Source organism: Pseudomonas sp. HMSC066A08 (assembly GCF_001813025.1).
Classification (GTDB): Bacteria; Pseudomonadota; Gammaproteobacteria; order Pseudomonadales; family Pseudomonadaceae; genus Pseudomonas; species Pseudomonas aeruginosa.
In genome coordinates, this window is the sequence record NZ_KV811209.1 from 1 (window position 1) to 294 (window position 294).

The following is a 294-nucleotide window of genomic DNA, read 5'->3' on the forward strand; positions in this document are numbered from 1 at the left end:
ATCGTGCCGGTGTTAAGAATCCTGCTACCGATGGCCTGACTTTCTTGGATAGGGCCGCCAGCTTGGGAAATCCGCCGGCATTGACTGAACTTGGAAGGCTTTATATTTATGTAGCTAAGAAGAAAGATTTGGGTTTGGCGTATACCAATTGCGCTGCCAGTCAGGGTTATTCACCGGCTAATTATGAGTTAGGGGCGTATTATAAGATAGTAGAGCATAACTTCCCCAAGGCGGCGAGCTATTATCTTCTTGCTGCCAGTCAAGGAAATGATGATGCTGCCTTCTTCATGTCCG

1 pseudogene is annotated in these 294 nt (G+C 47.3%); it reads left to right on the forward strand.

Annotated features, from left to right (window positions below):
* Positions 1–294: pseudogene (locus HMPREF2886_RS02060) on the forward strand (sel1 repeat family protein); the annotation flags it as partial.